The 23,877-nt window shown below is 72.7% G+C and carries 21 protein-coding genes; 14 read left to right on the forward strand and 7 right to left on the reverse strand.

What is annotated here, in order from left to right; genetic code table 11:
* Nucleotides 1-31: 31 nt before the first annotated feature.
* Nucleotides 32-796 carry an ABC transporter permease gene (locus tag Dsi01nite_RS11120; RefSeq protein ID WP_203846013.1) on the reverse strand — a complete coding sequence of 255 codons (765 nt, stop codon included), beginning with the start codon at nt 794-796 and terminating at the stop codon, nt 32-34.
* The gene (locus Dsi01nite_RS11125; protein WP_203846014.1) at nt 789-1,730 is read right to left on the reverse strand and encodes an ATP-binding cassette domain-containing protein; all 942 of its coding nucleotides are present in this window, start codon (nt 1,728-1,730) and stop codon (nt 789-791) included. The genes Dsi01nite_RS11120 and Dsi01nite_RS11125 overlap by 8 nt, the downstream gene beginning before the upstream one ends.
* Nucleotides 1,731-1,809: 79 nt before the next feature.
* On the opposite strand from Dsi01nite_RS11125, the gene Dsi01nite_RS11130 reads away from it, so the two are divergent.
* The 8 genes from Dsi01nite_RS11130 to Dsi01nite_RS11165 are packed head-to-tail and all read left to right on the forward strand — an operon-like array spanning nt 1,810 to nt 10,851.
* Nucleotides 1,810-2,565, forward strand: coding sequence for a TetR/AcrR family transcriptional regulator (locus Dsi01nite_RS11130; RefSeq protein WP_203846015.1), 756 nt, complete (start codon nt 1,810-1,812; stop codon nt 2,563-2,565).
* A gap of 47 nt (nt 2,566-2,612) precedes the next feature.
* The gene (locus Dsi01nite_RS11135) at nt 2,613-4,970 is read left to right on the forward strand and encodes a hypothetical protein (protein ID WP_203846016.1); all 2,358 of its coding nucleotides are present in this window, start codon (nt 2,613-2,615) and stop codon (nt 4,968-4,970) included.
* 6 nt (nt 4,971-4,976) lie between these two features.
* Complete coding sequence (locus Dsi01nite_RS11140; RefSeq protein WP_203846017.1) at nt 4,977-5,888, forward strand: methyltransferase domain-containing protein; 912 nt, start codon at nt 4,977-4,979, stop codon at nt 5,886-5,888.
* On the forward strand, nt 5,885-7,432 hold the full coding sequence (locus Dsi01nite_RS11145) for a deoxyguanosinetriphosphate triphosphohydrolase family protein (protein WP_203846018.1): 1,548 nt from the start codon (nt 5,885-5,887) through the stop codon (nt 7,430-7,432). The genes Dsi01nite_RS11140 and Dsi01nite_RS11145 overlap by 4 nt, the downstream gene beginning before the upstream one ends.
* A gap of 5 nt (nt 7,433-7,437) precedes the next feature.
* A complete protein-coding gene (locus Dsi01nite_RS11150; protein ID WP_203846019.1) occupies nt 7,438-7,902 on the forward strand; it encodes a GNAT family N-acetyltransferase in 465 nt (154 codons plus the stop codon).
* A 53-nt stretch (nt 7,903-7,955) separates the two neighbouring features.
* Complete coding sequence (locus Dsi01nite_RS11155) at nt 7,956-9,026, forward strand: hypothetical protein (protein WP_203846020.1); 1,071 nt, start codon at nt 7,956-7,958, stop codon at nt 9,024-9,026.
* Nucleotides 9,027-9,034: 8 nt separating this feature from the next.
* Entirely contained in the window at nt 9,035-10,417 is a 1,383-nt protein-coding gene (locus Dsi01nite_RS11160; RefSeq protein ID WP_275423349.1) for an FAD-dependent oxidoreductase, read from the forward strand.
* Entirely contained in the window at nt 10,414-10,851 is a 438-nt protein-coding gene (locus Dsi01nite_RS11165; RefSeq protein WP_203846021.1) for a GNAT family N-acetyltransferase, read from the forward strand. The genes Dsi01nite_RS11160 and Dsi01nite_RS11165 overlap by 4 nt, the downstream gene beginning before the upstream one ends.
* Nucleotides 10,852-10,925: 74 nt before the next feature.
* On the opposite strand, the gene hemQ is transcribed toward Dsi01nite_RS11165, so the two are convergent.
* Nucleotides 10,926-11,624 carry a hydrogen peroxide-dependent heme synthase gene (gene hemQ, locus Dsi01nite_RS11170; protein ID WP_203846022.1) on the reverse strand — a complete coding sequence of 233 codons (699 nt, stop codon included), beginning with the start codon at nt 11,622-11,624 and terminating at the stop codon, nt 10,926-10,928.
* A gap of 4 nt (nt 11,625-11,628) precedes the next feature.
* Nucleotides 11,629-13,014: a protoporphyrinogen oxidase gene (gene hemG, locus Dsi01nite_RS11175; RefSeq protein WP_203846023.1), complete on the reverse strand. Its 1,386-nt coding sequence runs from the start codon at nt 13,012-13,014 to the stop codon at nt 11,629-11,631.
* A gap of 22 nt (nt 13,015-13,036) precedes the next feature.
* On the opposite strand from hemG, the gene Dsi01nite_RS11180 reads away from it, so the two are divergent.
* A complete protein-coding gene (locus Dsi01nite_RS11180) occupies nt 13,037-13,792 on the forward strand; it encodes an SDR family NAD(P)-dependent oxidoreductase (protein ID WP_203846024.1) in 756 nt (251 codons plus the stop codon).
* Between the two features lie 126 nt (nt 13,793-13,918).
* On the forward strand, nt 13,919-15,148 hold the full coding sequence (locus Dsi01nite_RS11185) for a HEAT repeat domain-containing protein (RefSeq protein ID WP_203846025.1): 1,230 nt from the start codon (nt 13,919-13,921) through the stop codon (nt 15,146-15,148).
* A gap of 19 nt (nt 15,149-15,167) precedes the next feature.
* Here Dsi01nite_RS11185 and hemE read toward each other — a convergent pair whose 3' ends face one another.
* On the reverse strand, nt 15,168-16,175 hold the full coding sequence (gene hemE / locus Dsi01nite_RS11190; protein ID WP_203846026.1) for a uroporphyrinogen decarboxylase: 1,008 nt from the start codon (nt 16,173-16,175) through the stop codon (nt 15,168-15,170).
* Nucleotides 16,176-16,255: 80 nt separating this feature from the next.
* Between hemE and Dsi01nite_RS11195 the strand changes: the two genes are divergently transcribed.
* On the forward strand, nt 16,256-16,804 hold the full coding sequence (locus tag Dsi01nite_RS11195; protein WP_203846027.1) for a DUF3000 domain-containing protein: 549 nt from the start codon (nt 16,256-16,258) through the stop codon (nt 16,802-16,804).
* A 44-nt stretch (nt 16,805-16,848) separates the two neighbouring features.
* On the opposite strand, the gene Dsi01nite_RS11200 is transcribed toward Dsi01nite_RS11195, so the two are convergent.
* Nucleotides 16,849-17,667, reverse strand: a complete 819-nt coding sequence (locus tag Dsi01nite_RS11200) for a hypothetical protein (RefSeq protein WP_203846028.1) — start codon at nt 17,665-17,667, stop codon at nt 16,849-16,851.
* Nucleotides 17,668-17,782: 115 nt separating this feature from the next.
* A complete protein-coding gene (locus tag Dsi01nite_RS11205) occupies nt 17,783-18,730 on the reverse strand; it encodes a S1C family serine protease (protein ID WP_239135826.1) in 948 nt (315 codons plus the stop codon).
* A 449-nt stretch (nt 18,731-19,179) separates the two neighbouring features.
* Between Dsi01nite_RS11205 and Dsi01nite_RS11210 the strand changes: the two genes are divergently transcribed.
* From Dsi01nite_RS11210 to Dsi01nite_RS11220, 3 genes are all read left to right on the forward strand, one after another.
* On the forward strand, nt 19,180-20,454 hold the full coding sequence (locus tag Dsi01nite_RS11210) for an HRDC domain-containing protein (RefSeq protein ID WP_239135827.1): 1,275 nt from the start codon (nt 19,180-19,182) through the stop codon (nt 20,452-20,454).
* Nucleotides 20,455-20,545: 91 nt separating this feature from the next.
* A complete protein-coding gene (locus tag Dsi01nite_RS11215) occupies nt 20,546-21,739 on the forward strand; it encodes a thiolase family protein (RefSeq protein WP_203846029.1) in 1,194 nt (397 codons plus the stop codon).
* Nucleotides 21,736-23,805, forward strand: a complete 2,070-nt coding sequence (locus Dsi01nite_RS11220) for a 3-hydroxyacyl-CoA dehydrogenase NAD-binding domain-containing protein (protein ID WP_203846030.1) — start codon at nt 21,736-21,738, stop codon at nt 23,803-23,805. Before Dsi01nite_RS11215 ends, Dsi01nite_RS11220 begins: the two co-directional genes overlap by 4 nt.
* The last annotated feature ends 72 nt before the right edge of the window (nt 23,806-23,877 follow it).

The following is a 23,877-nucleotide window of genomic DNA, read 5'->3' on the forward strand; positions in this document are numbered from 1 at the left end:
GCCCGGCGAGGGGCGGGCCGGGCACGCGGGGTCAACCGCGGGTCTTGGACCGGAACAGCAGGGCCGTCGCGACGATCGACACCGCCATGATCCCGAGGCACCACGCGGCCGCCTGCCAGGGCGCCGAGCCGACCGGCTGGTCGAGCAGCAGGCCGCGCAGGCTCTCCGTGATCGGCGTGATCGGCTGGTGCTCGGCGAAGCCGCGCAGCCAGGTGGGCATGGTGTCGACCGGGACGAAGGCGCTGCTGGCGTAGGGCAGGAACGTGATCCCGAACGTGTAGCCGCTCGCCGCCTCGGGCGAGGAGGCGAGCAGCCCGAGGGCCGCCGCCAGCCAGGACACCGCGGTGATGGTCAGGACCAGGATCCCCGCCACGCCGAGCCACTGCGCCACCGAGGCGTGCGGCCGGAACCCGATGGCGAACGCCACCCCGAAGACCAGGGCGCTGGAGAACACGTTGCGCGCGACGCTGGCGGCGACGTGGCCGGCGAGGATGGCCGGGCCGCCGACGTCGAGGGAGCGCAGCCGGTCGATGATGCCGCCGGTCATGTCGTTGGCCACGGAGCCCGCGGTCATGCCCGAGCCGAACGTCACGCACAGCAGCATGACGCCCGGCACGACGTAGGTGACGTAGGCGGTGCCGGTGTCGATGGCGCCGCCGAAGAGGTAGACGAAGACGACCATCAGCATCACGGGCAGGACCAGCGACATGATGATCGCCTCGACGTTGCGGCGGCCGAGGCGCAGCGACCGGCCGCCCATGGTCAGCCACTGCGTGGCAACGGTGGCGCTAGACATGTGCGGGCTCCTTGACAGTGGTGAGGGCGAGGAAGACGTCGTCGAGGGTGGCGCTGTGCAGTGAGAAGCGGCGCACGGCGGCGCGGCCGGGGTCGATCTCGTCGAGGACCGCGCGGACGTGGGCGGCACTGCCGTCGGTGGTGACGCCGAGCGTGAGCCGCTCCGGGTCGCGCTGCACGACCCGGCCGCCGAGGTGGGCGGCGACCGCCTCCCAGCCGGTCCGGTCGGCGAGCTCCAGGTCGAGGCGCTGGTCGCCGAAGCGGCGCTTGAGGTCGGTGGGGGTGCCCTCGGCGACGACCCGGCCGTGGTCGACGACGGCGATCCGGTCGGCGAGCTGGTCGGCCTCCTCCAGGTACTGCGTGGTGAGGAAGACGGTCCCGCCGGCGCTGACCAGCCCGGCGATCACCTGCCACATCGCCTGCCGGCTGGTGAGGTCCAGGCCGGTGGTCGGCTCGTCGAGGAAGATCACCGACGGGCTGCCGACGAGCCCGGCGGCGAGGTCGAGGCGGCGGCGCATGCCGCCGGAGTAGGTGCCGGCGCGCCGGTTGCCGGCCGCGGTGAGGTCGAAGCGTTCGAGGAGCTCCGCGGCCCGCCGGGTGGCGGCGGCGGAGCTGAGGCCGCTGAGCCGGCCCATCATCCGGAGGTTCTCCGCGCCGGTCTGCAGCTCGTCGACCGCCGCGTACTGCCCCGTGAGGCTGACCGCGCCGCGGACCTGCCGGCGCTGGCGGATCACGTCGTAGCCGGCCACGCGGGCCTGGCCGCCGTCGGGTCGCAGCAGCGTGGCCAGGATGCGCACCGCGGTCGTCTTCCCTGCCCCGTTGGGCCCGAGCAGGGAGAACACGCTGCCGGCGGGGACGGCGAGGTCGACGCCGGTGAGGACGTCGAGCTTGCCGTAGGACTTCGTGAGGCCGGTGGCCTCGACAGCCAGAGACATGTCAGCTCTCTCCCGTGATCTTCTGCGTATGACGTACGCTCTATTGCGTAAGTTATACGCAGACGTAGGATCTGAGTCAATGGACAACGAGCTGCCCGCCGTCCTCGCCGCCGCCTGGGGCCTGCGCGCCCGGCCCGGCAAGGGGCCGAAACCCGGGCTGACCCTGGATCGGATCGTCGCCGCGGGCGTGCACGTCGCCGGGACGGAGGGCCTCGGCGCGGTGTCGATGGGCCGCGTCGCGACCGAGCTGGGTGCCGCGACCATGTCGCTGTACCGCTACGTCGCGGCCAAGAACGAGCTGCTCGACCTGATGGTCGACGCCGCGATCGGCCCGCCGCCGGAGGCGCTACCGGGCGAGGACTGGCGCGCCGGGCTGCTGCGCTTCGGCCGCACGCTCCTGGCGATCCAGCGTCGGCACCCGTGGATCGTCCGGGTGCCGACCGCGTCGCCGCCGCTCACCCCGAACCAGGTCGGGTGGATGGACTACGGCCTCGCGGTGCTCGCCGGGACCTCGCTGGAGGAGCACGAGAAGCTCTCCACGATCATGACCATCAGCGGCATCGCCCGGAACTGGGCGCTGCTGACGGCGGACATCACCGCGGCCGCGCAGGCGTCCGGGACGACCGCCGACGAGGCGATGCTCAGCTACGGCCAGCTGCTCGGCAAGCTCGTCGACCCCCGGCGGTTCCCCGCGATCGGACGGCTGCTGGCAACGGGCATCCTCGACACACCGGATGAAACACCCGATACCGATTTTGAGTTCGGCCTGGCGCGGGTACTCGACGGCATCGCAACCTTGATCAGCCGGAGAGCCAGCGACTCGTGCGCCTCGTGACGCGTTGAGCAGGGTGCGACGACGCATCTCGAGAAACGGCGGATCCTGTGGCAGTCACCGTGGAACAGCCCGCGTCAGCAGCACCGACGCCGGCGACGGCCCGGCGAGGGCCGCCCGCTTGGACACCGCCGGCCGCGCTCGGCGTGCTGGTCGTCGCCGGCCTCGCCTTCTACGGCGTGCCGGTCCGGACCACCGCGATCTTCACGGGCTACCTCGCGCTGGGGATCGTCCTGCCGGGCATGCTGCTCTGGCGGGCGGTCCGCGGCCGGCCCGGCTGGCTCGTCGAGGACGCGGCCGCCGGTCTCGCGGTGGGGTACTCGTGCGAGGTCGTGGCGTACATCGGCGCGAGGGCGGCCGGCCTGCCGCTGCTGGTCGCCGCCTGGCCGATCGCCACCGTCGCCACCTTCCTGCTGGTGCCGGGGCTGCGGCGGCACTGGCGCCGCACCGACCGGGACGAGGAGAAGACCCCGTTCTGGTTCTCGGCGATCCTGTCGGGCTCCGCGCTGGTGCTCTTCCTCTGGAGCGCCGTGCGGTTCTTCCGCACGCACGACGTGTCCGGTCCCGCCATGCTGAGCCCCGACGCCGACTCCCCGTTCCATCTGGCGCTGCTGGGTGAGGCCAAGCACCACCTGCCGCTGGCCTCCCCGTGGCTGCCCGAGCAGCCGGTGCTCTACCACTGGTTCGTCTACGCCGAGATGGCCTCCACCTCGTGGATCACCGGGATCGAGCCGCAGGTGCTGCTGGTGCGCCTGTCGCCGCTGCCGATGGTCTTCGGGTTCCTGCTGCTCATGGCGGTGCTCGGCAAGCGGCTCACCGGCAGGTGGTGGGCCGGCGCCGCGGCCGCGGTCACCACCTACTTCGTGCTCACCCCGACGCCGTACCGGTGGCAGCTCAACGGGTGGTTCTCGGTCTTCGCCACCAACGCCTACGAGGACGGCTCGTCGCTGCGGGCCCAGATGTGGACGAGCCCGACGCAGACGTTCGGCGCGCTGCTGTTCGCGGCGCTGGCGCTGGCCCTGCTCGACGTCCTCACCGGGTCCAACCGCCGACCCTGGTTCCTGGTGGTGCTGCTGACCGCGGCCGTCGCCGGCGGCAAGGCGACGTTCCTGCCGATGCTGCTGGCCGGCCTGCTGCTGGTCGTCGCGGTGCGCCTGCTGGCCCGCGGGCGGGTCCGCCCGGCCGCCCCGATCGCGGCCGGGATCGCCTTCGCCGGCCTGCTCTTCGCCCAGTTCGTCCTGTTCGGCGGGGCGTCGCAGGGGCTCGCGGTCGACCCGCTGCACTTCGCACGGATCTCCGGCGCGCCCTACACGGCCGGGTTCGCGCTGCCCGGCAGCGGCTCGACGGGGCGGCTGGTCCTGGTCACGCTGATCACGTTCGCGTGCTGGGCCTGCATCTGGCCGGGCCTGCTCGGGCTGGCCCGCCTCGCCAGGCGCCGCCGGCCCGACCTGACGATCTCCGCGGACCCGGTCGTCCTGATGTTCGGCATCGGCCTGTCCGGCATCGGCGCGCTGATGGTCTTCGGACACGAGGGCGGCGCCGAGGGCTGGTTCATGGTGTCCGGGCGGCCCTACCTGTCGCTCGCGGCGGTGGCCGGCCTGGCCCTGATCACGCCCGCCGGCGTGCCGGACCGGCGGATGCTCGCGTGGGTGGGCGGCGCGATCCTCACCGGCGCCGCGATCCTGATCCTGGTCCGCGAGCTCGACCCGAACTGGGCACCGGTGCCGGCCAGGACGGGCGGGGTCGCGCAGACCGCGTTCCACCTGGTCTGGCCGTACCTGGCGGTGTTCGCGCTGCTCGGGGTCGCCGCGTGGTTCGTGCGCCGCTCGTCGTTCCCGGCCAAGGGCACCGCCTACGCGAGCCTGCTGGCCGGCATCTGCCTGGTCACCACCCTGCTGCACCTGGAACAGACGACCCGCGAGGCCCAGCACACCGGCTGGCGCGGCGTGCGGCAGTCCGCGCCGTTCATCCCCGACGGCACCCCGGAGGCGGGCCGGTGGCTGCGTGACCACTCCGACCCCGACGACCTGGTGGCCACGAACACGCACTGCCTTTCCACCCTCGGCGCCCCCGAGAGTGGGTGCGACAACCGGCACTTCGCGTTCTCCGCGTACTCCGAGCGCCGCTTCCTGATCGAGGGCTGGGGCTTCACCAACCGCACCCATCAGGTCGCCGCCGAGACCCACGTCAACGCCGTCTACGTGCCCTACTGGGACGGCCGGGTGCTCGCGGACAACGATGCCGCCTTCGCCGCACCGTCGGCGCAGACCATCGGGAGGCTGCGCGACCGGTACGGTGTTCGGTGGCTGTTCGTGGACGAGGCCCGCGACACCCCCGCACCGACACTGGGTGACTTCGCGCGGCTCAGACACCGTTCTGGACAGATCGCCGTCTACGAGATCCGCTGAGGGATGATGAACGACACTGCGGTTGACGCCCCCGCGATCGAGCCGGCGGCGGGACGCCAGGCCCGCCTGGCCGAGGTGCTGGCCTGCCCGGCGTGCCACACGCCGCTGCGGCTGGACGGCGGCGACACGATCGTCTGCGCGGCCTGCGGCCACCACGGCCGGCGGCGCGGGACGGGCGGGGCAAGCCAGCTGAAGTTCGGCGGGTTCGAGTCCGAGGAGCTCACCGCCGACGCGCTGAACCGCATCAAGGAGTTCGTCAAGAAACGGTTCAACACGGTGTACCCGACGGCGATCAAGGTCCTTTCGCCGGTGATGGACCGCAACCTGATCATGCCGTTCCTGCGCAGCTTCGACCTCGACCGGGACCTCGTCGCCGACTTCGGCTGCGGCACCCACCGCCGCGACCAGCGGGTCATCTGCCTGGACGGCGGCACGTATCCCAACGTCGACATCGTCACCGACCTGCGCACGGTGCCGCTCGCCGGGGGCAGCCTGGCCGGCGGGATCAGCATCGCGGTGCTGGAGCACGTGCCGGACCCGGCGGAGCACGTCGCGGAAATGCATCGACTGCTGCGCCCCGGTGGGCGGATGCTGGTGTTCGTGCCGTTCATGCAGCCGTTCCACGCCTCGCCGTATGACTTCCAGCGCTACACGGAGGTGGGGCTGCGCGAGCAGTTCCCGCAGTTCGAGGTGCTCAGCGTCAAGGTCGGCGCCGGACCCACCTCGGGCATGCTGTGGACGTTGCAGGAGTGGTTGGCGATGCTGCTGTCGTTCGGCAGCATGCGGCTGTACCGGGCGATCCTGCCGCTCACCTGGATCCTCTCCCCGCTGAAGCTGCTGGATCTGCTGCTGGTGCACCACCCGGCGGCGGCGGTGACCGCGAGCGGTTTCGTCATCGAAGTGCGCAAGCCGGCATGAGGTCGGACTCGACACCTTCGGCGACGGGCCCCAGAGACGCGCGCCTGTTCGGCGGGTCCGAGGGTGACCTGTCCGGCAACCCGTTCCGGGCCGACCGCGACCGGATCGTCGCGTCGCCGTTCTTCGCCCGCCTCGGCGGCGTCACCCAGGTGATCAGCCCGGGCGGGTCCGGGCTGCTGGTCCACAACCGGCTCACCCACAGCCTCAAGGTGGCCAGCGTCGCCCGCGGGATCGTGGAGCGCCTGTGCTCCCCCACCACCGGCTCGCAGTCGCTGCTGGACAAGCTCGGCGGCTGCGACGCCGACGTGGTGGAGGCGGCGGCGCTCGCGCACGACCTGGGCCACCCGCCGTTCGGGCACCTCGGCGAGCGGGTCCTGGACCGGCTCGCCCGGCAGCGGCTCGGCCTGCCCGACGGCTTCGAGGGCAACGCACAGTCGTACCGCATCGTGACGAGCACCGAGATCAGCGGCTCGACCGTCGGGCTGGACCTGACCGCCGCGGTCCGTGCGGCCATGGCGAAGTACCCGTGGACCCGGCGAACCTACCCTTCGCCGCACGTACACCTGATGCAGCCGACACCACGCGGTGCCGGGGTGGATCCGGAGGACCCCGCCGCCGGGTCCGTGAAGTTCGGCGCCTACGTGACGGAGCTGGCCGACCTGCGCCAGGCCCGGGTGCCGTTCGACGGGCTGCTCGCGCAGTGGCAGCAGACCGCCGAGGCGTCGGTGATGGACACCGCCGACGACATCGCCTACGCCATCCACGACCTCGAGGACTTCCACCGGGTCGGGGTCCTGCAGCAGGGCACCGTCGCGACCGAGCTGATGGCGTGGCAGCGCGACGCGACCGAGCTGCGCGGCCTGGACCTCGCCGCGCTGCGGCACACGACCCGCCGGCCGGGCCGGTCGGTGGAGCTGCTGCGCCGCGACATCTGCCGCAAGGACGGCTGGATCAGCGACGACGACGCGTTCTGGTCGGCCGTGGAGCACGTCCGGCACGAGCTGGTCGACGGGCTGCTCGCGGCGCCGTTCGACGGCTCGGTCGAGGCGGAGCAGAGCGTCGCGCGGTTCTCGGCGCGGTGGACCCGCCGGCTGATCGACGCGATCCACGTGCGGGCGGACCCGCCGATGCGCTCCGGGCACGTCGCGCTCGGCGTCGCGCAGTGGCACGAGGTGCAGGTGCTGAAGTTCGTGCACCACCGGTTCGTGCTCGAACGCCCCGACCTGGCGCTGCACCAGCGGGGCCAGGCGCGGCTGCTGGGGGCGCTGGTCGAGGCGCTGCACGCGTGGCTGGTCGACCCGGCCGAGGCGGTGCGGCTGCCGCGACGGCTGCACGACCTGGTCGAGATGGCCCACGCCGAGGTGCGGGACCTGACCGCCGCCGACTACGGCCTCGCCGACGGCGACTTCGACCCGACGGCGATGGCCCGCGGCCGGGCGATCGTCGACTTCGTGGCCGCGCTCACCGACGGGCAGGCGGTCGGCCTCCTCGACGCGCTGTCGGGGCGGTCCCGGCAGCTGTGGACGGACGCCTTCGTATTGTGAGCCCCATGCTCACGATTCGCCCGCTCACCCAGGCCGAGTACGACGTCCGCGTCCCCGCGCTCAAGGCCGAGTACGCAGCCGACGAGGTGCGCGCCGGCCGTGCCACCCTCGAGGACGCCACCGAACGGGTCGAGCGGCAGTTCGCGACGCTGCTGCCCGACGGGCTGGCCACCGAGGGGCAGCTGCTGTTCGCCGGCGTGGTCGACGGCGAGGTCGTCGGGTTCCTGTGGATCGGGCTGCCGATCGCCGACCGGCCGCAGGCGTGGATCTACGAGATCCAGGTCGACGAGGCGCACCGCCGCCGCGGCCACGGCCGGGCGCTGATGCTCGCCGCCGAGGACGAGCTGCGGGCCCGCGGCGTCGCCCGGCTCGGCCTGAACGTCTTCGGCCACAACCCGGGCGCCCGGCAGCTGTACGAATCGTTGGGGTTCGAGACGACTTCGCAGCAGATGTCGAAGGCGCTTGAATAACCGTCTGCATCAATAGGTTGCGGGCGTCACTCCTGTACCACTAGAAAGGGTCAGTGACCACCGAGAGTGATCTTCCGGCGACTGGGCGCCGCATTCACTGGGGGCCGATCGGCGTTGCTATCGCCGGCGTCGCCACGGTGGCATTGACCGCGGTGCTCGTGTACCCATTGACCCAGCCGGCCCGGCGGACGTCGGCGGACGGCCTGACCCCGGAGCAGCGCCGGTCGGCGGAGATGGCGGGGCTGCCCGGCGTCGCGTCGTCCACCGCGTCCCGCTCACCGTCACCATCTCCGTCTTCTGCTTCGCCGTCGACGTCGGCGCCGCCCCGGGCCGCGTCCCGCAGCGGCGGGAAGCCGGCGGCGGGCAACACCGGGGTGGTCGCCGGAACCAACCTGACGGTGCTCACCGGGGACCAGACGCTGGCCACGGACAACGCCGTGGTGGCCAACGCCGATATTCGCGGATACGTCCGGATAACCGGAAAAAATGTGACGATTCGCAACTCGATCGTGCGGGGCGGGGCGGCCCGCTGCTCGGCCGCGGTGATCCAGGTCGAGGGCAGCGCCGTCATCGAGGACGTCGAGATCGCGCCCGCCAGCCCCAACGCCTGCCTCGACGGCGTCTGGGCCACCGCGACCACCCTCACCCGGGTCAACATCCACGGCACCGTCGACGGCGTGAAGGCCGGCAACGACGTCGTCGTGCAGGACTCCTGGATCCACGACCTGACGTTCTACGGCAGCGGCGCCCCCGGCGGCGGCGCGACCGTCAACGACGCCGTCGACACCCGCGGCAAACGCCGGATCACTCTGCGGCACAACGTGCTGCACCCGGGCGCCGACGCCAACGCCGCCTACCAGGTGACCCAGGAGGGCGGCGCGAGCGGCGACATCCGGGTCGAGAACAACTGGCTCGACGGCGGCCACTGCGTGCTCAACTTCGCCCACCGCGGCGGTGGCCCCACCCCGCTGACCGGCATCGCCGTGGTGAACAACCGCTTCGGCCGCAACAGCATGTTCGCCTGCCCGATCCTCATCAGCACCGCCACCAACCTGACCGCCAATTCGGGAAACGTCTGGGACGACACCGGCGCCGCCATCCCGGCACCCGACAAACACGATTAAATGATCGGGTGAGTTCTACCTTCGCTGGTTCGGCTGAGCGCCTGGTGGTGATCGGCGGCGACGCCGCGGGGATGAGCGCCGCCTCGCAGGCCCGCCGCCGCCGCCCCGACGACCTGCGGATCGTGGCGTTCGAGAAGGGGCAGCACGTCTCGTATTCGGCGTGCGGCATCCCCTACCTCGTCGCCGGTGACGTCGGCACCTCCGACGACCTCGTCGCCCGCACCCCCGAGGCGTTCCGCAGGCTCGACATCGACGTGCGCCTCGGCAGCGAGGTCGTCGCGATCTCCCTCGACGAGCGCACCGTGACGGTCCGCGCCCCGGACCGCACCTATGACGAGCCGTTCGACCAGCTCGTGATCGCCACCGGTGGCGTGCCGGCCCGCCCCGACGTGCCCGGCGCCGACGCCGCCGGCATCCACGGCGTGCAGACCCTCGAGGACGGGATCCGAATCCTGTCGTTCCTGGAGCGCCACCACCCCCGCCGGGCCGTCGTCGTCGGCGCCGGCTACATCGGCCTGGAGATGGCCGAGGCGATGATCAGACGCGGCCTGGAGGTCGCCCTCATCGACGCCGCCGATCAGCCGATGCGCACCCTCGACCCGGACATGGCCTCGCTCGTCGCCGACGCGCTGCGGGGACTCGGCGTCGACCTGCGCCTGTCCTGCCCCCTGGAAGGCTTCGACGTCAGCGGTGGCCGGGTCACCGGGGTCCGCACCGCCGAGGGCACCCTGCCCGCGGACATCGTCATCCTCGGCCTCGGCACCCGCCCCAACAGCGCCCTCGCCGCCGACGCGGGGATCACCGTCGGCGCGACCGGCGGCATCACCGTCGACCGCCGCCTGCGGACCTCCGCCGACGGCGTCTGGGCCGCCGGCGACTGCGTCGAGGTCTTCCACCTGATCTCGCAGCGCCCCGCCGCCGTCGCCCTCGGCACCCACGCCAACAAGCAGGGCCGCGCCGCCGGCATCAACATCGGCGGCGGCTACGCCACCTTCCCGGGCGTCCTCGGCACCGCCGTCTCGAAGATCTGCGCGTACGAGGTCGCCCGCACCGGCCTGTCCACCACCGAGGCCGCCACCGCCGGCTTCGCCACCTTCGCCACGGTCACCGAGTCCACCACCCGCGCCGGCTACTACCCCGGCGCCGTCCCCATCACCACGAAGATCATCGCCGAGCGCACCACCGGCCGCCTGCTCGGCGCCCAGATCGTCGGCCAGGAAGGCGCGGCGAAACGCATCGACGCCCTCGCCGTCGCCCTCTGGCACGGCATGACCGTCGAAGAGATGACCGGCCTCGACCTCTCCTACGCTCCCCCGTTCGCCCCCGTCTGGGACCCGGTCCTCATCACCGCCCGCAAGGCCGCCGAGAAGCTGGCTACCCTCAAGCCGTGATCCTGCACAGCGCACCGTTCGCCGCCTTGGACGTCTTCACCCTGTACGCCCTGCTCCGCCTCCGCAACGACGTCTTCGTCGTCGAACAGGATTGCGTCTACCCCGACCTGGACGGCCGCGACACCGATCCGGACACCGTCCACGTCTGGCTCACCTCCCCGGCGGGCAACGTCACGGCGTATCTCCGCGTCCTGAGCGAACCGGACGGCACCGCCCGCATCGGCCGCGTCGTGACCGAGCCCGCACATCGCGGCCAGGGCCTGGCCGGCCGCCTGCTCGCCGAGGCCGTCTCGGTCGTCGGGCCGCGCGCGGCGGTGCTGGACGCGCAGACGACCGCGATCCGCGTCTACGAGCGGTTCGGGTTCACCGTGTCGGGGCCGGCGTTCCTCGACGACGGTATCGAGCATGTCCCGATGTGGCGGCCCGCCCCCTGAGGGCTTCTCATGATCCGGTCGACGTTGTTCACCCAGGGGTACACAAGTCGACCGGATCATGGAGCAACGACCCGCTACGGCAGGTTGGCGATCAGGTCCGCGATGTCCCGCCGCCGCCCGGTGTAGAACGGCACCTCCTCGCGAACATGCCGCCGAGCCGTCGACGCCCGCAGCTCCCGCATCAGGTCCACGATCCGGTGCAGCTCGTCCGCCTCGAAGGCCAGCATCCACTCGTAGTCGCCCAGGGCGAAGCTCGCCACCGTGTTGGCCCGGACGTCGGCATAGCCGCGGGCCATCTTGCCGTGCTCGGCGAGCATGGCGCGGCGCTCCTCGTCGGGCAGGAGATACCACTCGTAGGAGCGGACGAACGGGTAGACGCAGACCCAGGCACGGGCCTCCTCCTCGGCCAGGAACGCCGGGATGTGGCTCTTGTTGAACTCGGCGGGCCGGTGCAGCGCCAGCTGCGACCAGACGGGCTGGAGGTGGGCGCCGAGGGCGGTGCGGCGCAGCGCCGCATACGCCTCCTGGAGCGCCTCGGCGCTCGGTGCGTGCCACCAGATCAGGAGGTCGGCGTCGGCGCGGAGGCCGGCGACGTCATAGGTGCCGCGGACCACGACGTCCTTCGCGGCCAGGTCGGCGAGGAACGCGGTCGCCTCGGCGGCGGTCTCGTCGCGGGTCGCCGGGTCGAGGGGGGTCGACGCCTGGAACACCGACCACATCGTGTAGCGGATCGAGTCGTTCAGCTCGCGGATGCGCGCGGCGTTGCTGGTCATCTCGCTATCCTTCCAGGGCTTCGAGCAGCGTGTCGGCGGCGGTCCACCCCGATGTGACGCAGGCGGGGATCCCGACGCCGTCATAGGCGGCGCCGGCGACCGCGATGGCCGGGTGGGCGGTGAGAGCGGCGCGCAGCGCGGCGACGCGGTCGCGGTGGTGCGGCTCGTATTGCGGGAGGCCGCCGCCCCAGCGGAAGACGGCCGCGTCGACCGGGTCGGGCAGGCGGTCGACGCCGAGCAGGCGGGCCACCTCGTCGCGGACCACGTCGAGCAGGTCCGGGTCGGTGCGCTGCAACTGGTGCTCGTCGCCGGCGCGGCCGACGGAGGCGCGCACGAGGGTGAGCCCGGGACGGCGCAGGTGGGACCACTTCTGGTCGAAGAACGTGACCGCCTTGACCGCGAACCCCTCCGTCGCCGGGACCAGGAACCCCGACAGCTCGGGCAGCTTCGTGGCCGGCAGCGCGAGCGCGACGAGCGCGACGCTGGCATAGCCGAGGGGCACGCCGGCCACGCCATCCACTGTGGACAGCAGGCGGGCAGCGGGGGTGGCGGGCACGGCGAGGACCACGCCGTCGGCGTCCACTGTGGATGCGTCGCGGGTCGAGCCGACGGTGAGGCGCCAGCCGGTGCCGTGCCGGCGCAGCTCCCGCACGGGCAGGCCGAGCCGGACGTCGGGCAGGGACGCGGCGAGCGCGTCGACGAGCCGGCTCAGGCCGCCCTGGACGGTGCTGAACACGGGCGCGCCCGGCGTGCTGCGCCGTGCCGCGAGGGCCGACCGGACGGCGCCGGTCAGGGTGTCGGACCGCTCGGCCGCGTCGGCGAGCGCGGGCAACGCCATGCGCAGCGACAGCCGGTCGGCGCGGCCGGCATAGACGCCGCCGAGGAGCGGCTCCACGAACCGGTCGACGACGAGGTCGCCGCGCCGCGGCCGGACCAGCCCGCCGACGGTCACGTCCTCGCCGGGGCGCAGCAGCGGGCCGCTGCCGGGACGGTCAGCCGGGCGCTCGGCCGGGTCGGTGTCGACGGGGATGCCCATGAGGGTGCCGGGTGGCAGGTCGTGCAGGCCGCCGTCGACCGCGACCGCGGCCTTCGACGTGGTGGGGTGCACGATCGCGTCGCCGAGCCCGACCTGCTCGGCCAGGCGCACGGCGGCGCTCGGCCCGCCGGCCGGGTCGCCGGACAGGAACGACTCGGCGCCCCGCTCGACCGGGCCGCCGGCCAGCTCGACGGTGCGCAGCTTGCCGCCGGGCCGGTCGCCCTGGTCGAACAGCACCACGTCGAGGTGCGGGGCGCGCTCACGCAGGCGGTGCGCCGCGGCGAGACCGGCGATGCCACCGCCGATCACCACGACCCGTCGCCGCACGCCTCCAGCCAGACCCCGAGCAGCCATGCCCCGAGTCTATGGTCGGCATATGACAGAAACGCGAGTGGCCGTCGTCACCGGCGCGGCGCAGGGCATCGGCCGGAAGACCGCGGAGCTGCTGGTCGAGGAGGGGTACCGGCTGGCGGTCATCGACACGAAACCGGTCGACCTCGACGGGCTGATGTTCGTGGGTGACGTCTCCGACGAGACGTCGGTAGCGCGGTTCGTCGCCGAGGTCGAGGAGGTGTACGGCGGCTGCGACGTGCTCGTGAACAACGCCGGCATCGCCTCGATCGCGCCGGCCGAGGACACCGACGCGGCGCAGTGGCGGCGGGTCCTCGACGTGAACCTCACCGGGCCGTTCCTGCTGTCGCGGGCGTTCGGGCGGCGGATGCTGGTCCGCGGCACCGGCTCGATCGTCAACATCGCCTCGGTGGCCGGGTTGCTGGGGGTCGCGGACCGGGTGGCGTACAACGCGAGCAAGCACGGCCTGATCGGCATGACCCGCACCCTGGCCGTCGAGTGGGGCGGCCGCGGCGTGCGGGTCAACGCGGTCTGCCCCGGCTGGGTGAAGACCGAGATGGACGACGAGTCGCAGGCGTCCGGCGCGTACGCGGACACCGACATCACCGATCACGTGCCGATGGCGCGGTTCGCGCAGCCGGAGGACGTGGCCCGCGCGGTGGCGTTCCTCGCCGACCCGGACCGGTCGGGGTTCATCAACGGGGCATCGCTCTCCGTCGACGGCGGCTGGGCGGCCGATGGGTCGTGGCAGTCGCTGCGGCTGGACAGCCGCGGGCGCTGAGGCGGTGGTCGTACATCCGAAGTGCGTCGATATGTCGTCGGGTCGGGCGAATCTGACCAGGGGGATGTCCATCTGTGGGGCGAACCCCTCTGGAACATATCGCCGGAGACGAGCACACTCTCTCGGATGAGCGACCTTGCGTCCTCCCGACCGTCACCGGACGAGCCGAGCGACCGTGCGCTGGATCCCGGCACCGGCGGCGGTCACGCGCCGTGGACCGCCGAGTCACGCAGCGCTGACCCCCGCGGCGCGGAAGCCCGCAACACGGAGGCACGCAACACCGAGGCACGCAACACCGAGGCGTGGAGCGCCGAGCCGTGGACGACCGACCCGTGGCAGATCGGCACCGGCACCGCGCAGCCGGGTGCCGGTCAGGTCGGCGCCGGGCCGGACGGGGACGCCTACGCGACGGACCCGCTCGCCGACGTCATCGCGGACCTGGCCGACCTCGCCGACCCGGCGGCCGCCGCCGCGGCGGCCGAGGCGGCGGCCGCGGCCCGTGCGGCGCCGGTCGACGACGTCGAGCCGACCGCGAGGACGATCTCGGCGCTGCTCGCCGACGCGACGACGTCGCCCGCCGAGCTGGCCGACGCGGTCGCCTGGTGTTACGACGACGAGGCGCTGCCGCTGCTGCTGCCGCTGATCCACCACTTCGACGCGCGGGTCCGGCGGGCGGTCGCGCAGGCGCTGCCGAGCGTGCTGGGCGAGGCCGCACCCGACGACACGGTGCGGGCGCTGCTGGTCCTGAGCAACGACCCGGACGACGACGTGCGGGACTGGGCGTGTTTCGCGCTCGGCACCCAACTGTCCGAGGTGGACGCCCCGGTGCTGCGCGACGCGCTGGTCGTGCGGCTCGACGACGCGCACGACGACACCCGGTGCGAGGCGCTGCTCGGGCTGGCCCGGCGGCGCGACGAGCGGATCCTGCCGGTGCTGCAGGAGCGGCTGGCCCGCGACAACGTGTTCTCGCTGGAGATCGACGCGGCCGGCGCCCTCGGGCACCCGTCGCTGCACACCCTGGTGCGCGGGCACCTGTCGGGCTGGGACGACGACGTGGTCGCGCGGGTCTGCGCGGCGCTGCGGCTGACCGACCCGGACGGCGTGGGTGACGACCTGCTCGACGGGCTCGCCGAGTGGTTCACCGGTGGTGCCCCGCACGCCAGCGACGAGGACCGGTACTGGTGGTCGGTGACGCTGCAGCTGCTGGAGCACGCGGAGTACCGGGCGCCGGAGATCGCCGAGCAGGTGCACACCCGGCTGGCCGGCGAGGCCCGGGCCACGTCGCTCATGCTCGGCTCGCGACTGGCGCAGCTCGCCGGCGACCACGGCTGGTGGCGCTGGAGCCCGACCTACTGAGACGCCGCCACAAGCAACGTCACGACGAGTGGATGAGCGAGACGACCCGGGTCAGCACGTCGGGGTCGGTCTCCGGCATGACGCCGTGCCCGAGGTTGAAGATGTGCCCGGGCGCCTTGCGCCCCTCGGCGATCACCCGGCGCGTCTCCTGCTCGACGACCTCCCACGGCGCGAACAGCACGCACGGGTCGAGGTTGCCCTGCAGGACCTTGCCGGGCACGCGCCCCGCGGCCACGTCCAGCGGCGTGCGCCAGTCCACGCCGACCACGTCGGCACCGGCCTCGGACATGGCGGGCAGGAGCTCACCGGTGCCGACGCCGAAATGAATCCGGGGCAGACCCTGGATGCCCTCCAGGACGCGCCGCGAGTGCGGCAGGACGTATCGCCGGTAGTCGGCCTCGGACAGGGCGCCGGCCCACGAGTCGAACAGCTGCACCGCGTGGACACCGGCGTCGGCCTGGACGCGCAGGAACGTCAGGGTGATGTCGGCGAGGCGGGCGCACAGGGCGTGCCAGACGTCGGGTGCGCCGTACATGAGCGCCTTCGTCTTCACGTGGTGCCGTGACGGGCCGCCCTCGACGAGGTAGCTGGCGAGCGTGAACGGCGCGCCGGCGAAGCCGATGAGCGCCGTCGGCCCGAGCTCGGCGAGCAGGAGCCGGATCGCCTCGGCGACGAACCCGACGGCGTCGGGGTCCAGCGCGGGCAACGAGGACACGTCGGCCATGGTGGCGATCGGCGAGGCGACGACGGGGCCGGTGCCGGCGACGATGTCCAGGTCGACGCCGGCGGCCTGCAGCGGCACGACGATGTCGCTGAAGAGGATCGCCGCGTCGACGTGGTGGCGGCGGACCGGCTGGAGGGTGATCTCGCAGACCAGGTCGGGGCGGCGGCACGACTCCAGCATGCCGATGCCTTTGCGGAGCTCGCGATACTCGGGCAGCGAACGGCCGGCCTGGCGCATGAACCAGACGGGAGGGTGCGGCACCGCCTGACCGCGGGCGGCACGCAGAAGCAAATTGTCAGTCATAGCGAAGTCATCGTTTCACTGCGTGCGCGACGGCGGCGCGGCGGCACCCCCTGCGTGGGTTTGCGCCTTACTCTTCCGGTATGGCGCCATCGACCGCGACCCCCTCCACGTTCACCCGGGCGGTGGAGGAGCTGCGCGCGGTCACGGCGCGCCCCGAGATCGAGCTCGAGGAGATGCCGGCGCCGCAGCGGCTCGCGCCGTTCGCGCACGCGATGAGCGGCACGGTGCTGCGCGACGGCGACGAGGTCGCGACGGGACGGCTGATCCTGCTGCACGACCCGGCCGGGCATGAGGCGTGGGACGGCACGATGCGCCTGGTCACCTACGTGACGGCGGAGCTGGAGGCCGAGCTCGCCGCGGATCCGCTGCTCCCCGTGGTCGGCTGGAGCTGGCTGACCGACGCCCTCGAGGGGCACGGCGCGTCCTACACGGCGATCGGCGGGACGGTCACGCAGACCCTGTCGACGCGCTTCGGTGACCTGGCCGGCCCGCCGACGGCGGCGGACCTGGAGATCCGGGCGTCGTGGACGCCGACGGACGACGACCTGCAGGCCCACGTGCACGCCTGGTGCGCGCTGCTGGCCTCGACGGCGGGCCTGCCCCCGCCGGGCGTGACGGCGCTGCACTGACGCGAAAAGGGGCGGGCACCCGCCCGCCCCTTTCGACGAAGAACTCAAATTCCGAGCAGGACCTCAGCCTCGTCGCACGGCTTGTTCATCTCGTTGAGCTTGTTCTGCAGGGTGGTCTTGTCGCCCTTGCTGGACGCGTCGAGGGCCTCGAGCAGCAGCTTCAGGCAGGTGCCGATGACGTCGCGCTGGCGCTTCGCCTCGGTGCTGTCGGCGGTGACGCCCCGCAGCTCCTGCTGGGCCTTGGTGAGCTCGTCGGCCTTGGCCTTGAGGTCGGTCTTGGTCTTGTCGAGCTCGCCCTGGGTCGAGGTCAGGCTGTCCTGGCGCTGCGCCGCGAGCTTCTCCGACTTGTCGAGCTTGCCGCTCTTGTCGACGTACAGGCCGACGAACACGCCGGCGGCGATGATCGCGAGCGCGAGCAGGCTGGCGAGGATCGGCACCGCGATGCTCTTCTTCGGCGGCGGGCCGGGGGTCTGGTAGCCGGCCTGGGCGTATCCGGGCGGGGCGGAGACCGGGCCGTAGGCGACGGGCGGGCCGGACATCGGCGGCCCCGACATCGGCGGGTTCGCCATCATCGGCGAGGTCGGCGGCGCGGAGACCGACGGCTCCAGGTTGTAGGCGGCGGGCGCCTGCTCGCCGTACTGCGGCTGACCGTAGGCCGGCAGCTGCGCCGTGCCCTGGTCATACGGGTTGGGCTGCGGCTGGGCGTAGGTCTGGTCGTGCGCGGGCGTGGGCTGCTGCGGCACCGGGGCGCCGTACGGCGACTGCGGCGCGGGCGGCGTGGGGTAGGCCCCCTGCGGCGCGTTCGGGTCGGGGTAGGCGTAGCCCTCGTTCGGGTTGCCCTGGGGGTTATTGGGGTACGTCATCTCTTTCTTCCTCCTGGTGATCCCTCCGGGCAGCGCCCAGGGCGGGGGTCGAGCGGCCGCCGCGACCGGGACGCGTCGGCGTGGTGCACGTCAGTCCTGCGGACCGGTGCCGCGGTCAGCAGATCGTGATCGTTTCGCAGACCACCGAGATCGGGATGGCCAGTCCGATGCCTTCGGCCTCCCGTGCCTTGAGCGTCGCGACGCCGACCACCTCCTTCTTGGCGTTGAACACGGGCCCGCCGGAGTTACCGGGGTTGATCGCCGCGTCGAACTGCATCAGGTTCTCGCCGCTGAGCGTGCGGAACGCGCTGACGACGCCGGTGGTGACGGTGTCCTCGAGGCCGAGCGGGGCGCCGACGACGAGCACGGGCTCGCCGACCTTGGGCACCGCCGGCGCCGCGACGAGCCGCGCGAACTCCTCGTCGGTGTGCAGCACGGCCAGGTCCTTGTCGGGGTGCACCTCGATGATCTTCGCCGGGAAGCGCTGGCTGGTGCGCTCGAGGCTGACGTCCTTCTCGCCCTTCTCGTACGCGTCCTCCACCACGTGGTAGTTCGTGATGAGGTTCGTGCCGCCGCCCGAGGGCGCCTTGCCGAGCGCGAAGCCGGTGCCGGTCGCGTACTTGGTGGCGACCCGGAACACGCTCGGGCGCACGCTCTCGGCGACCGCGGCGGCGTCGAGGTTGCCGCCGGTCTTGGTCTCGAGCTTGTCGGTGCGGTCCTCGACGGCCTTGAGCCGGGACTCGTCGGTCTGCTTCGCGAGGGCGGCGGCCTTCTCGGCCTTGTCCAGGCGGGACTCGAGCCGGACGATGAACGCGGCCTGCACACCGACGACGATCAGCAGGACCAGCGCCAGGACCAGGGCGAGCACGCCGCTGCGGCCGCGAGGTGCGGCGGGATACCCCGGGTGCGGTGGCGCGCTGTGCGGCGGCGGACCGGCCGGCGCGGAGACCGGCCAGGCGCTCGTCGGCTGCGCGGGCAGCGAACCCGTGGCGGGGAACGAGCCGGTGGCCGGGGCCCCGGCCGGGGACACGCCGGCGGCCGGGAACGAACCGGTCTGCGTCATGCGTGGAGGAAGTGGACCGAGCCGCTCCGAGTCGTCGCCGGACCGGTCCGCGTGTCGCGGGCGATCGTACGAATCCGAGGTTCCGGAAGCCACCGGGTTGGAGGGGTCATACCCGGCCGTCATGCTTCTCGTTTCCTTCCTGTCACAATTCCACCCGTTTGTCCTGCGGCGCGGTCGATGTGCGGCATCGCAGTCGGCCTCACCCTAAACCGCCCGCACAAGCCCCGCGACCTCCGTGGCAACCAACGGACACAACCGGAAGTACCAGTTCGGCCCGCACGCGAGACCGTACCGGCACAGCCTCCAAATGTCCGTCCCGAATTCACGTGTCCCGGGCCACCCGAACCGCCATCCGGACACCCGCCGCGACACCGGCGCGATACCCCAGAAACCGACGCGCCGGACCCGGCTGCATCGGCGTGCCGGTGCCGCAACGTACCGTGGTCCGGGTGACCGACGAACCCCCCGCGCGGCGTCGGGACGAGGAGCCAGACAGTCCGGACAAACCGGACGACAAGACCGAGCCCGTCCTGCTGACCGCCCCCCGAGACGGGACGCCCGAGCCGATCACCGACCGGGCGGAGCTCGCGCGCGCCGTTGAGCGCTTCGCCCAGGGCAGCGGTCCGGTCGCCGTCGACGCCGAGCGCGCCTCCGGCTACCGGTACACGCATCGGGCCTATCTCGTGCAACTGCGCCGTGCCGGTGCCGGCACCGTCCTGATCGACCCCCTCCCCTTCGGACAGCTGCCAGAGCTCGACGAGGTGATTTCGCCCACAGAATGGATCCTGCACGCCGCCAGTCAGGATCTGCCGTGCCTCACGGAGCTGGGGCTGCGCCCGACGCGGCTCTTCGACACCGAGCTCGCGGCACGGCTGTGCGGCTTCGAACGGGTCGGCCTGGCCGCCCTGACGGAGTCACTGCTGGGCTACACCCTCGAGAAGCACCACTCGGCCGCGGACTGGTCGACGCGGCCGCTGCCGACCTCCTGGCTCACCTACGCGGCCCTCGACGTCGAGCTGCTGCTCCAGCTGCGCGACCGGCTCGTCGAGGAGCTGCACGAGCAGGACAAGACGGAATGGGCGGCACAGGAGTTCGCCGCGCTGGTCGCCTCCGCCGGTGACCCGCCACGCGTCCGCGCCGACCCCTGGCGCCGCACGTCCGGCATCCACCGGGTCCGGGGCGCCCGCGCCCTCGCCCGGGTCCGCGCGCTGTGGCACGCCCGGGACGAGATCGCCGCGCGCCGGGACGCGAGCCCCGGCCGGGTCCTCGCCGACGCCGCGATCATCGCCGCCGCCGAGGCCGACCCGAAGGACGAGCGGACCCTGCTCGCCCTCGCCGGGTTCGGTGGCAGGTCGGTGCGCCGGCTCGCGCCGACGTGGCTGACCGCGCTGTCGGACGCCAGGGCGCTGTCGGACAAGGAACTGCCGACCACCCCGCCGTCGGACGGGCCGCCCCCGCCGCACCGGTGGGCCGAGCGGGATCCCGTCGCGGCCGGGCGCCTGGCGCGCAGCCGGGAGCTGGTGACCGGCCTGGCCACCGCCAACCGGGTGCCGCCGGAGAACCTCATCACCCCGGATTCGGTGCGACGGCTCGCCTGGTCCCCGCCCGAGGAGCTCACCGAGGAAGCGGTGGGTGCGGTGCTGTCCGGCTACGGCGCACGCCCGTGGCAGGTCGCACTGGTGACCCCCGGGCTGACGGTGGCGCTGGAGGTGCCGGCGGAATAAAACGACGACGACGGGGTGTGGGCGGATCCACAGGCGCACGAGACCTACTGGCGAGTAACATTGCCGGTAATTCGTCGCTAGGAGGACACCCGTGCCCCGTCCCGTCCGCGACGTCGTCTTCGTCGACGGCGTGCGCACCCCGTTCGGCAAGGCCGGTGGGATGTATGCCAACACCCGCGCCGACGACCTCGTCATCCGCTGTATCCGCGAACTGCTGCGCCGCAACCCGCAGCTGCCGCCGGAGCGGGTCGACGAGGTCGCGATCGCGGCCACCACGCAGATCGGCGACCAGGGCCTGACCATCGGCCGCACCGCCGCCCTGCTGTCGGGTCTGCCCAAGACCGTCCCGGGCTACTCGATCGACCGGATGTGCGCCGGCGCCCTGACCGCGGTGACCAGCGTCGCCGGCGGGATCGCCTTCGGCGCCTACGACGTCGCGATCGCCGGCGGCGTCGAGCACATGGGCCGCCACCCGATGGGCGAGGGCGTCGACCCCAACCCGCGGATCCTGGCCGAGAAGCTGGTCGACCCGTCGGCGCTCGTCATGGGCTCCACCGCGGAGAACCTGCACGATCGGCTGCCCGCCATCACCAAGGAACGGGCCGACAAGTTCGGCTACGCGTCGCAGGTGAAGACCGCCGCCGCCTACCAGGCCGGCAAGCTGCAGCCCGACCTGGTCAGCGTCGCCACCCGCGACCCGGAGGCGGGCTGGGGCCTGGCCACGGTCGACGAGGCGCCGCGCGAGACCAGCCTGGAGAAGCTCGGCACCCTCAAGACCCCGTTCCGCCCGCACGGCAAGGTCACCGCCGGCAACGCCGCGGGCCTCAACGACGGCGCCACCGCGGCGATCCTGGCCGCCGAGGACGTCGCGCTGGAGCTGGGCCTGCCCATCGGCATGCGCCTGGTGTCCTACGGCTTCGTCGGGGTCGAGCCCGAGGTCATGGGCTACGGCCCGGTGCCGGCCACCGAGAAGGCGCTGCGCCAGGCCGGCCTGACCATCGCCGACATCGGCCTGTTCGAGCTCAACGAGGCGTTCGCCGTGCAGGTCCTCGCCTTCCTCGACCACTTCGGCATCGCCGACGACGACCCGCGGGTCAACCCGTGGGGCGGCGCGATCGCCGTCGGGCACCCCCTGGCGTCCTCCGGCGTGCGGCTGATGACGCAGCTGTCCCGGCAGTTCGCCGAGCACCCCGAGGTCCGCTACGGCCTCACCGCCATGTGCGTCGGCATCGGCATGGGCGCGTCCGTGATCTGGGAGAACCCGAACTGGAAGGGCGACAAGTGAGCGCGGCCATCAGCAACCCGAACGAGGTCGTGACCAGGGCGCTGCTGCGCTTCGTCACCCTGCCTTCGCGCGAGCGCGCCGCGCTCATCACGCTCGACAACGGCTTCGACCACACCAAGCCCAACTCGTTCGGCCCCGCCGGCCTGGCGAGCCTGGAGGCGGCGATCGACGAGGCCGTCGCGGCGGCGCCGAAGTTCATCGCGCTGACCGGCAAGCCGTACATCTTCTGCGTCGGCGCCGACATCACCGGCATGCCGCTGCTCACCGAGCGCGAGCAGGCCCTCGAACTGGGCCGCTACGGCCACCGGGTGTTCAAGAAATTCAAGGATTCCACGGTACCGACATTCGCGTTCATCAACGGTGCCGCGATGGGCGGCGGCCTCGAGGTGGCGCTGCACTGCCACTACCGGACCGTGTCCTCGGGCGCCGCGGCGCTCGCGCTGCCCGAGGTCGCCATCGGACTCGTGCCCGGCTGGGGCGGCACCCAGCTGCTGCCGAACCTCATCGGCATCGCCCCCGCCGCGCAGGTGATCCTGCAGAACCCGCTGACCCAGAAGACGCTCAAGCCGGCGCAGGCCCGCGAGCTCGGCATCGCCGACGAGATCTTCGAACCGGCTGACTACCTGGAGCGGTCCCTGGCGTGGGCCGAGGGCGTCGTGGACGGCACCGTCACCGTCATCCGCCCGGAGATCGACCGGGACATGTGGGACGGCGTGCTGTTCTTCGCCCGGCACCAGCTCGACGAGCGGCTGCACGGCGCGGTCAACTCGGCGAACAAAGCACTCGACCTGCTGGCCCTGGCGAAGTCCTCGACGTTCGAGAACGGCACCGCGGCCGAGGACGAGGCCCTCGCCGACCTCATCATGGGCGACCAGGCCCGGGCCAGCCTCTACGCGTTCGACCTGGTCCAGCGCCGGGCCAAGCGCCCGGCCGGCGCGCCCGACAAGGGGCTCGCCCGCGACGTCACCAAGGTCGGCATCGTCGGCGCCGGCCTCATGGCCTCCCAGCTGGCGCTGCTGTTCGTGCGCCGGCTCGAGGTCCCGGTCGTGCTCACCGACCTCGACCAGGCCCGCGTCGACAAGGGCGTCGGCTACGTCCACGCCGAGATCGACAAGCTGGTGTCGAAGAAGCGCCTCGACCCCGGCAAGGCGGCGAAGCTTCGCGGTTTGGTGAGCGGATCGGCCGACAAGGCCGCGTTCGCCGACGCCGACCTCGTCCTCGAGGCCGTGTTCGAGGACCTGGGCGTCAAGAAGCAGGTCTGGGCCGAGGTCGAGAAGATCGTCCGTGACGACTGCGTCCTGGCGACCAACACGTCGTCGCTGTCGGTCAGCGAGCAGGCGGCCGGGCTCGCCCACCCCGAGCGGGTCGTCGGGCTGCACTTCTTCAACCCGGTCGCGATGATGCCGCTGCTGGAGATCGTCCGCGCCGACCGCACCGACGACGCGACCCTCGCGACCGCGTTCGCCGTCGGCAAGGCGCTGAAGAAGTCCTCGGTGCTGGTGGCGGACCGGCCGGCGTTCGTGGTCAACCGGCTCCTGACCCGCTTCCTCGGCGTGGTCACCGCCGCCGTCGACAACGGCACCCCGATCGCCGTCGCCGACTCGGCCCTGGACACCCTCGGCCTGCCGATGCGGCCGATGGCGCTGCTCACCATGGTCGGCCCGGCGGTCGCGCACCACGTCGCGGAGACGCTGCACACCGCGTTCCCGGACCGGTTCGGCGTCTCGGCCAACCTCGGCCGGGTCGTCGAGGCCGGCAAGCGCGGCTTCACCGACGCCGAGGGCAGTCCCGACCCGGAGGTCCTCGCGCTGCTGCAGGTCGGCGACTCCCCGTCGACCGCCGACGAGCTGCGCGACGAGGCGACCGCCGCCCTGGCCCGCGAGATCCGGCTCATGCTGGACGAGGGCGTCGTCGCCGACGCGCGCGACATCGACCTGTGCATGATCCTCGGCGCGGGCTGGCCGATGCACCTCGGCGGCGTCACGCCGTACCTGGACCGCGAGGGCATCTCGGAGAAGGTGACCGGCGCACGGTTCCTCCCGCCGGGCGTGGCCAACGCGCCGTAGGTTCACCCGTTCGAGGGCACATTTCGTAAATATCGGTAGCGGACCCCGCCGGCGCCTAGCGTTGGCGGGGTT

Source organism: Dactylosporangium siamense (assembly GCF_016862795.1).
GTDB lineage: Bacteria > Actinomycetota > Actinomycetes > Mycobacteriales > Micromonosporaceae > Dactylosporangium > Dactylosporangium siamense.